10 protein-coding genes are annotated in these 7,512 nt (G+C 60.8%); 6 read left to right on the plus strand and 4 right to left on the minus strand.

From position 1 onward, the window contains the following. From AC1DIM_RS19435 to AC1DIM_RS19450, 4 genes are all read left to right on the plus strand, one after another. The coding region (locus tag AC1DIM_RS19435; RefSeq protein WP_477712121.1) for a DUF5134 domain-containing protein at positions 1-618 on the plus strand (618 nt) is incomplete at its 5' end. A 117-nt stretch (positions 619-735) separates the two neighbouring features. Continuing rightward, positions 736-858 (plus strand): hypothetical protein, encoded by a 123-nt coding sequence (locus tag AC1DIM_RS19440; protein ID WP_477712122.1) that lies wholly within the window; start codon positions 736-738, stop codon positions 856-858. Positions 859-997: 139 nt separating this feature from the next. Next, positions 998-1,321: a DMT family transporter gene (locus tag AC1DIM_RS19445; RefSeq protein WP_477712123.1), complete on the plus strand. Its 324-nt coding sequence runs from the start codon at positions 998-1,000 to the stop codon at positions 1,319-1,321. Next, positions 1,321-1,698, plus strand: a complete 378-nt coding sequence (locus tag AC1DIM_RS19450; RefSeq protein WP_477712124.1) for a DMT family transporter — start codon at positions 1,321-1,323, stop codon at positions 1,696-1,698. The genes AC1DIM_RS19445 and AC1DIM_RS19450 overlap by 1 nt, the downstream gene beginning before the upstream one ends. A 13-nt stretch (positions 1,699-1,711) precedes the next feature. Here the strand turns inward: AC1DIM_RS19450 and AC1DIM_RS19455 are convergent, their stop codons facing one another. Next, positions 1,712-2,299 carry a TetR/AcrR family transcriptional regulator gene (locus tag AC1DIM_RS19455; RefSeq protein ID WP_477712125.1) on the minus strand — a complete coding sequence of 196 codons (588 nt, stop codon included), beginning with the start codon at positions 2,297-2,299 and terminating at the stop codon, positions 1,712-1,714. A 363-nt stretch (positions 2,300-2,662) separates the two neighbouring features. Between AC1DIM_RS19455 and AC1DIM_RS19460 the strand changes: the two genes are divergently transcribed. Further along, entirely contained in the window at positions 2,663-2,941 is a 279-nt protein-coding gene (locus AC1DIM_RS19460) for a cupin domain-containing protein (RefSeq protein ID WP_477712126.1), read from the plus strand. Between the two features lie 24 nt (positions 2,942-2,965). Beyond that, entirely contained in the window at positions 2,966-3,328 is a 363-nt protein-coding gene (locus tag AC1DIM_RS19465; RefSeq protein WP_477712127.1) for a cupin domain-containing protein, read from the plus strand. 199 nt (positions 3,329-3,527) lie between these two features. On the opposite strand, the gene AC1DIM_RS19470 is transcribed toward AC1DIM_RS19465, so the two are convergent. The 3 genes from AC1DIM_RS19470 to AC1DIM_RS19480 all read right to left on the minus strand — a co-directional run. Beyond that, entirely contained in the window at positions 3,528-4,115 is a 588-nt protein-coding gene (locus AC1DIM_RS19470; RefSeq protein WP_477712128.1) for a hypothetical protein, read from the minus strand. 289 nt (positions 4,116-4,404) lie between these two features. Beyond that, positions 4,405-6,501, minus strand: coding sequence for a choline BCCT transporter BetT (gene betT, locus AC1DIM_RS19475; RefSeq protein WP_477712129.1), 2,097 nt, complete (start codon positions 6,499-6,501; stop codon positions 4,405-4,407). A gap of 645 nt (positions 6,502-7,146) precedes the next feature. After that, on the minus strand, positions 7,147-7,512 hold a 366-nt coding region (locus AC1DIM_RS19480; RefSeq protein ID WP_477712130.1), incomplete at its 5' end, for a cupin domain-containing protein.

Raw genomic sequence — 7,512 nt, forward strand, 5'->3', positions numbered from 1 at the left:
GTCCTGCTGCTCAGCGGAAGCTACCACCTCCTGCAGGCCACCAAACCACACCAGCTCACCGACCGGGTCAACAACACCCTCCACGCCCTCATGAACCTCCTGATGGCCGCCATGCTCTGGAACCTCGCACCCTCCACCATGCTCGCCCAGATCGCCGTCCTCACCGGCGCAGCCCTCTGGTTCATCATCCAGGCCGTCGCCCGGCCCGAATTCAAAATACTTTGCGCAGGCAGCCAAGGCCGGATCAAATGCCTCTACCACAGCCTGAGCATGGCCGGCGCAGCATTGATGATCACCATGATGACAAGCCACATCACCACCAGTCCCGGAGCCGGCCCCGCAGACGCCATGCCACTACCCAACGGTCACCACGCAATGCCCCATACAGCCCCAGCCATAGCCACCGCACCCCTCGATCACTTACCCAGCCTCGCCGCCCCGCTGACAATCACCTACGCGACCGCGGCACTGGTCTTCATCGCCCTCCTGCTGCGCAGCCGGAAACCGGCAACCACACCCCCCAGCAAAACAACCCCAAAACACTCACCCCGAAAACAACACACCCTCGAAGCCCTCGGCGCCGCCACCATGGCCCTCATGTTCGCCACCATGGCATAGAAGCTGATCCCCATGAACGCTGCGGTCAACTCCTTTAGCAGTACGATCCCCTGGCTGGATGGCCAGGAGCTTGGACGCTGCCAACTGAAACCGTCCACAAGCGGGAAGGTAGCGGCCATGGATACGGGACCCATCAGGGTGGCGCTGAACGATGCCGGTGTACACCTCATCGAAAAGACTTGCGACTCAAGCCTCGAACCCGCGGAGTGCTTCTTCTGCACCGGACCTGAGACGGATTGAGTTCGCAGCACAGCCCGGGGCCTTCCGTTTTGCACTGCGGGAGGCCCCGGCACCAACTAATGGGGAGGTTAATCTTGAGACTGACCGCCGACCCGGCCACCCGCCGTCGGGAGCTGCAAGCCAGGCCAGAGGATCTGTCATGTCGTGGTTAATCCTCGTTCTTTCCGGGTCGCTGGAGGCCGTCTGGGCCGCCGCCCTGCACCGGACCTCCCAGGTCACGGGCCGGCGACGCATCATGCCCGCGCTCCTCTTCCTGGCCTCCGTCCTCGCCAGCATGGCCGGCCTCGCCCTCGCCATGCAGACCATCCCCACCGGGACCGCCTACGCCGTCTGGGTCGGCGTGGGCGTCGTGCTGACCTCCGCCTACGCGATCCTCACCAAGGCAGAACGCCCGACGACGGCCCGCCTGCTGCTCCTGACCGGCATCGCCGCGTGCGTGGTCGGCCTCAAGGTGGTGGCGTGATGAACCCGCGTTCCCTTGCGTGGCTGCTGCTCCTGGCCTCCGCCGTCCTCGAAGCCGTCTGGGCCACCGCCCTGGGCGTATCCGACGGCTTCACCCACCTGCTGCCCACCCTGGTTTTCGCCGCCACGTCCACCCTGAGCATGATCGGCCTGGGCCTCGCCATCCGGCATATTCCGCTCGGCACCGCCTACGCCGTCTGGGTAGGAATCGGCGCTGCCCTCACGGTCGGCTGGGCCATGGCCACCGGCGTCGAACCCTTCAGCCTGTTGAAGGTACTCTTCATCGCCGGGATCGTGGGCTGCGCCGCAGGACTCAAGTCCCTGCCCACCGATGCCAAGGCCGGCGCCGGCCGTTCCGGCACCAAGGTGCCCGCCTGAGGCCCGTGCTGGTTCAGACGCCAGCTTTGAGCAGAAGTGCGTCAATCATCATGAAGAACTGGGCGCGATGATCGGCGGCCCTCGGGTCGGTCATGTATTGAATGGCCGCTCCGTCGTAAATCATCAAGAAGATCCTGACCAGCGTAGAGAAGTCCATGAGGCACTGTTCGCCGGCGTTTTGGGCAGCGGACGAGAATATGTTTCCGAGCTCAACTTCATAAGCGGGATAAATTCTCCCGGCGAGCGGGCTGACGGCGGCGTTGCGTGTTGCCCACAGAATGAGTTCAATCTCAGAAAGTATGCTTTCGGGCTCTTCCTCAAGGGCGCGCCAGTAGCCTTCGGCTACTAGCTCCACCGCCTTGCGAAGGCCTAAATGGACCGGGACGTCGCTTGAGAAGCGGCTCAAGTTCTTAAACCAAGCCTCGGCGGCCGCCTCCATGAGCTCTTCTTTATTGCTGAAGCAATAGTGTGCCGTAGCCAGGGGAGCGTTAGCCTCCTTGGCGATGGCTCGAATAGTCACGGACTGAACGCCCTCACGACGCATAAGTTCAACTGTCGCTGAAATCAGCTGTTCTTTTCGATCTTCAGCGGATACCCGCATAGCTCACTCTCCAGTCTCCCGATTTCGGCCCGGCAGGGACACTTCCATAAGCCTATTGCCTGGGCGTTCGAAAGAGGTTCAAGCTTTTCCTCTGGAACGGTTGACTTGAACATTCGTCCATGTAAAAGTATTGAGACCGTAGTGACCTGCATCACGCTGGTGCGATGTCACTTAGATTCATCAAAGCATGTCGTAATGCAGACTCCCCCACTGAAGAAACGGTGAAAGACAATGGTCACAACCACCCCTCAGCCCCCGACAGTGACGACGGGGGAACCGATAGATTTCTGGCCGGCGCAGTCCATGGGCCCCATGAAAGACCAATGGCAGGGCTTGCGCTGCAGGTTCATAAACTCGAGTCCTGTGGGCCCATGGGACGACTTCATCCTTTCGGAATGGGAACTGGAGGCCTGCGCCTGGGAAGACTTCCACCCCCACACCGAGACGAACTACGTGTTGGAAGGTGAACTCCATATCGAGAGCGGAGGCAAGACCGTCATCCTGAAGCCGGGCGATTCGGCACGTGTAAATCCTGGACGAACCGGCCGTTATTGGGCACCCGTCTACGCGCGAATGGTCACCATTTACGGCCCAAACCCCGAAGGTTTGGAGTCGCACTCCTTCCGATATTACGAAGTTTGAACCACCCATACGAAAGGCACAACAATGACGCAAAAGACAGCCTCCATCTCCGCCCACCTCATCCGCGATGCGGGGAACGTAACGGAGCTGGAAGATTGGGGCCCCTGTCCGGAAGCGACCGGCCAGCAAATGGACACGCGCGGAAGCTACCTGTGGAAGGACGAAAACGGTGCCGAATCCGGCATCTGGGAATGCACCGAAGGTCCCTCTCGCTGGGTACTCGAGACAAACGAATTTGTGCACGTTCTTTCCGGCTCAATGACCATCACGCCGGACGGCGGCGAGCCCCAGTTCGTTGGTCCTGGCGACACGATCTTCATCCCCAGGGGCTGGAGCGGTAACTGGGAGCTTCACGAGACGCTGCGTAAGCTCTACGTGATCTTCTGATAACCGCAGGATCCGCCAGGAGAACGGGCCGCACACCCGCCAGCCAGGGTTCCTTCCTGTACAGCTTCCACCAATCAGTGCCCAGCGGCCGAGACGGCCGCTGGGCACTGATTGGTTTAAGGGCTTGTATATCTCAGCGCACTTGAGGGGCGCGGTGGTCGCACGGGCTGACTACGTTCTGCAGTCGCGGTGATCAGATCTATGACGGAGGCCTCAGCGACCCTGGATCCACGAAGGCAATGGTGCCAAGAAGGGTGATGTTATAACTGAGCTTCAAGATCCACGCATCGTTGTCACGAACCCCCACATCCACTGTGAGGCCTGTGAAAATGTTGTTGACTGGTTGCGCAGTAAACGGCGTAAACCCCACAAGGAAGTGGCGTGGACGCCACCTGTCGATGGCGTATCCGGCGTTTATCGACTCATGTTCGTCGAAAATTGCACTCAGACCAGCGAACGGAGCCCATTGTTGGAGCGAAAATACGGTTGTATAGTCGTGCTGGTTTGACGACGGCCTGGGAATTGAATATTGGTTGATCGCCCAGTTCAGGGGCCCTTCCTGCAGCCCAAAGCCAAGGGATATGCTGTCGGCGGGAAGGAAATCGACGGTTTCGTTCAACCAAGCCGAATTGCTGTTTCCTTCCAAGTTTGCCTCCACCACGCCGGACAGCACCAACAACCATTTCTGGTCAAGAATTTTTCGCGGCGGTGTTTCTCCTGCCGCCAGAGCGGCTGGGGTAATCAACCAGTTTTGACCCGAGAATTTATCGAGAACAATTTCGGCCATCAGGATTCTCCTTAGGTTCCGGCAATGGATGCCGGCCCTGCATTGGATCATTTGTGAAAGCTACCCTTCAAGAGGGACTGATCCGATGGTATTGGGCACCCGTTACTGGAGCGTTACGGCCAGGTCCCGGCAGGACGTCACGAACGGGCGAACCTGACGTGGACATAGAAACGGACATGGTGGGCGACGTCGTCGCCCACCATGTCCGTTTCTGTAATTGTTGTCGCCCCGGTGGTGAGGGCGGCTGTCCTGCCGCCGTCTCCGCAGGTTCTACATCCGCAGGCTCCGCCTATGCGAGGCTACCCGTTGCCGGTGGCGCCGGCGGGGTGAGGAGGGTGGGGTGGTCGTACTGGTTCGAGTAGGCGAGGAAGCCCAGGTGGTCCTCGTACCGGAGCAGCACGTCCTCCATGATCTGCTGCTGTGTCACGCCCATCAGGTCATAGCCCTCCGAACCAGTCTGCGCAAAGACCTCCACCCGGTAGTAGACATCGGTTTCACGGTTCTTATGCCGGCCAAACTTCGGTACTGACGCCTCTACGGCCTGGACCTGATAGTGGAAGTCGCGGTGGTCCGGGATGGTGACCACAAGAACAAGGCTGGGGACACCCGTGTGTTCGTTCGGGAGGGTGTGCAGGGTTGCCTCATGGCCTTGCTTCGTGAACTCCTCGAGGGCTTCGGCCAGCGCCGGTTGCGCTGTGGCTTCAATAAACGCCGCCGCCTCGTTCTTGGACGGGTAAGAGCGTACCCGTGCCAGCCGCTGGCCCCAGGTGCGGTCCCCCGCATGACCGCCGTGCACCGCCAGCGACTGCCGCCGCAGCACGCGGCCCTCACGTTCGGCCCGCTCCATCCGCAGCGCTTTGGTGAACGAGGCCATCACCAGCCAGGCGATGATCGTCACCGGCAGACCGAAGATCAGCGTGGCGTACTCCATGGTGGTCACGCCGCCGGCCACCAGCATCGCGATGGTCAGCAGGGCGGTAACCAAGGCCCAGAAGATCCGCAGCCACTTGGCGCCATCCTGGGTCGCGCTAGTGATGTTGGAGGAGAAGTTGGACATCATCATGGCGCCGGAGTTGGCGCTGGTGAGGTAAAACAGCATGCCGGACAACGTGCCCAGGCCGATCAGGAGGGGCGCTCCGGGGAACATCCCAAGCAGCGCGTACCAACCCTCTTGCGGGTTGGTGATGGCGAGTTGCGCGAACGCCTCGTTCCCGTTGAGAACCTCGTGCAGGGCACTGTTACCGAAGATGCTCACCACCAGGAAGTCGCACAGCACCGGGAAGGTAATGGCGGCAATGACAAATTCACGCAGCGTACGTCCACGTGAGATGCGGGCAAGGAATAGCCCCACGAAGGGACCCCAGGCCAGCCAGAATGCCCAGAAAAACAGGGTCCAGCCACCCATCCACTCCGAGCCGCCTTCCTGGTACGCGAAGGTCTGCAGGGTACGTTCGGGCAGGGTGAAGACAAAGCGGCCGATGTTTTCCACCAGGGAGTTGAGCAGGAAGGACGTGTGGCCGGTAACCAGCATGTACAAGAGCAGGGCCGCGGCGCTCCAGATGTTCAGCTCCGCGACCCAGCGGATCGCTTTGTCAACACCGGAAGTGCACGCCGCGATGGTTAGCACGACGGCGACAATCACCAGCGCGATCTGCAGGGCCAAGCCCTCTTCCAGACCGAACATGATGGAGAAGCCGACGTTCAGTAGTACCACGCCGATCCCCATGGCCGTCGCCACACCAAAAATAGTGCCCACTAGGGTGACGACGTCGATCGCGTCGCCGAGGCCGCCCCGGACTCGTTTGCCCAACAGCGGATACAGGGCCGCCCGGATGGACAGCGGCATGCCCCACCGGTAGGCGAAATACCCCATGGCCATGCCCAGGAGCGCATACATTGCCCAGCCCGCCACGCCGTAGTGGAACATGGTCCACACCACGGCTTCGTGGGCAGCCTCGGCCGTCTGGCCTGCGCCCTCCGGCGGATTCATGTACTGCGTAATGGGTTCTGTCACGGAGTAGAACAGCATGTCGATTCCCACGCCGGCGGCGAACAGATAGGCCACCCAGGTGAAAAGCTTGTACTGCGGACGGGAGTGATCCGGGCCCATCCGGACCGAGCCCACCTTGGACAGCGCCACCCACAGCACAAACCCGATGACGACAGTGACAGTGAGCACGTAGAACCAGCCGAGGTTCTCCGCGATCCAACTCACCACCGTCTTCATGGTGGACTGAGCGCCGGCAGGCACCAGCATCGCCCAGAGAGAGAAAGCAATAATGATGACTGACGCGATGATGAAGACCCGCCAGTTGACCTTGGGCGCGCGCTCCTTGGCGGGTTCGGCGGACGCAGTGTCAGGTTTTTTTTCGATGATCGTACTCAAGTCCAAACTCCAATTCTTGGTCTCTGCTGCGTGAACGCAGCACATCGTGATGGTGTTCTCGGCCTTTTGCTGGTCGATCAGGTGGAAATCCCGATGCAGAGGTTGCCGCTCGAAATACTGACAGGGAGTAGCCGCCCGCAGAGGTGCCTTCAGGGCACAGGACAGGGACGTTTCTCCTACATTTTCGAGGGTCTCCAGCAACGAAGTCCGGCCGGAGCTTCCTATCTGATGTCGCTGCGAGCAGTTCATCGCGAACGCTTCACGGGCGTCGGGCCCGGCAGCCAAAGGCTTCTGAAATGCGGCAGGCCCTTCGGCCAGCCAAGATCGCGGGGCCTGTCGGAGGACTATGTCCCCGTAGGCAGCCGGGCCGCGGACGCAAAGGTGAGTATCGAGTTTCTGAGTCGTGAGCTTTTCCGTCAGAACCTTTTGGAAGTCGCCACGATCATTTCATTCGCTCAGGACCGGTACCGCCTTCGACCCGCAGGACGCAGTTGGTGTATTTAGAGGGCGTGCGGGCCTCAACGGGCGAGTGAAAAAGTATTCGCACCGTTCCCTTGGGACCACGAGGTGGCTGCCAGGGTCAGGGAGGCTGCGGACCACTGACCGGTCCGCGGCCTCCCGCGCAGGCGCTGCGCGCCTGTGGCCTTACGGGTTGAAGGTGCGGTCGCCGGCGAAGAACCCCAGGCCGTACTCAGGGGTCTCGAACTTCACGGTGGTGCCCTTGGGGAAGAACAGCACATCGCGTTCCTTCGCGTGAGTTACTTCGCCCGTCGTCTGGTCGGTCAGGATGAATTCACCCTTGATGACGACCTTCATTTCGTCGTAGGTGTACGTGTACACCAGGGGCTCGGAAGCCTTCAGCTCGAAGAACCCGGCGCACATGACCGAACCCTCGGGGTTGTGGAGTGAATCGCCGATCGCAGCGACCGTACCCGGCTCGTCCATAGACGGCAGCCCGATAAAGCCGTTTTCCACTTTGTGGATGGAGCCGGCCTTGCTCAGTGTTCCTAC

The sequence above is a fragment of the Pseudarthrobacter sp. 01T43 genome, assembly GCF_056398665.1.

What these genes read in the sequence shown, in the direction of transcription:
- AC1DIM_RS19470 (WP_477712128.1), bottom strand. Translation starts at nt 4,115, where the DNA reads ATGGCCGAAATTGTTCTCGATAAATTCTCGGGTCAAAACTGGTTGATT.
- AC1DIM_RS19445 (WP_477712123.1), top strand. Translation starts at nt 998, where the DNA reads ATGTCGTGGTTAATCCTCGTTCTTTCCGGGTCGCTGGAGGCCGTCTGG.
- AC1DIM_RS19440 (WP_477712122.1), top strand. Translation starts at nt 736, where the DNA reads ATGGATACGGGACCCATCAGGGTGGCGCTGAACGATGCCGGTGTACAC.
- AC1DIM_RS19450 (WP_477712124.1), top strand. Translation starts at nt 1,321, where the DNA reads ATGAACCCGCGTTCCCTTGCGTGGCTGCTGCTCCTGGCCTCCGCCGTC.
- AC1DIM_RS19465 (WP_477712127.1), top strand. Translation starts at nt 2,966, where the DNA reads ATGACGCAAAAGACAGCCTCCATCTCCGCCCACCTCATCCGCGATGCG.
- AC1DIM_RS19455 (WP_477712125.1), bottom strand. Translation starts at nt 2,299, where the DNA reads ATGCGGGTATCCGCTGAAGATCGAAAAGAACAGCTGATTTCAGCGACA.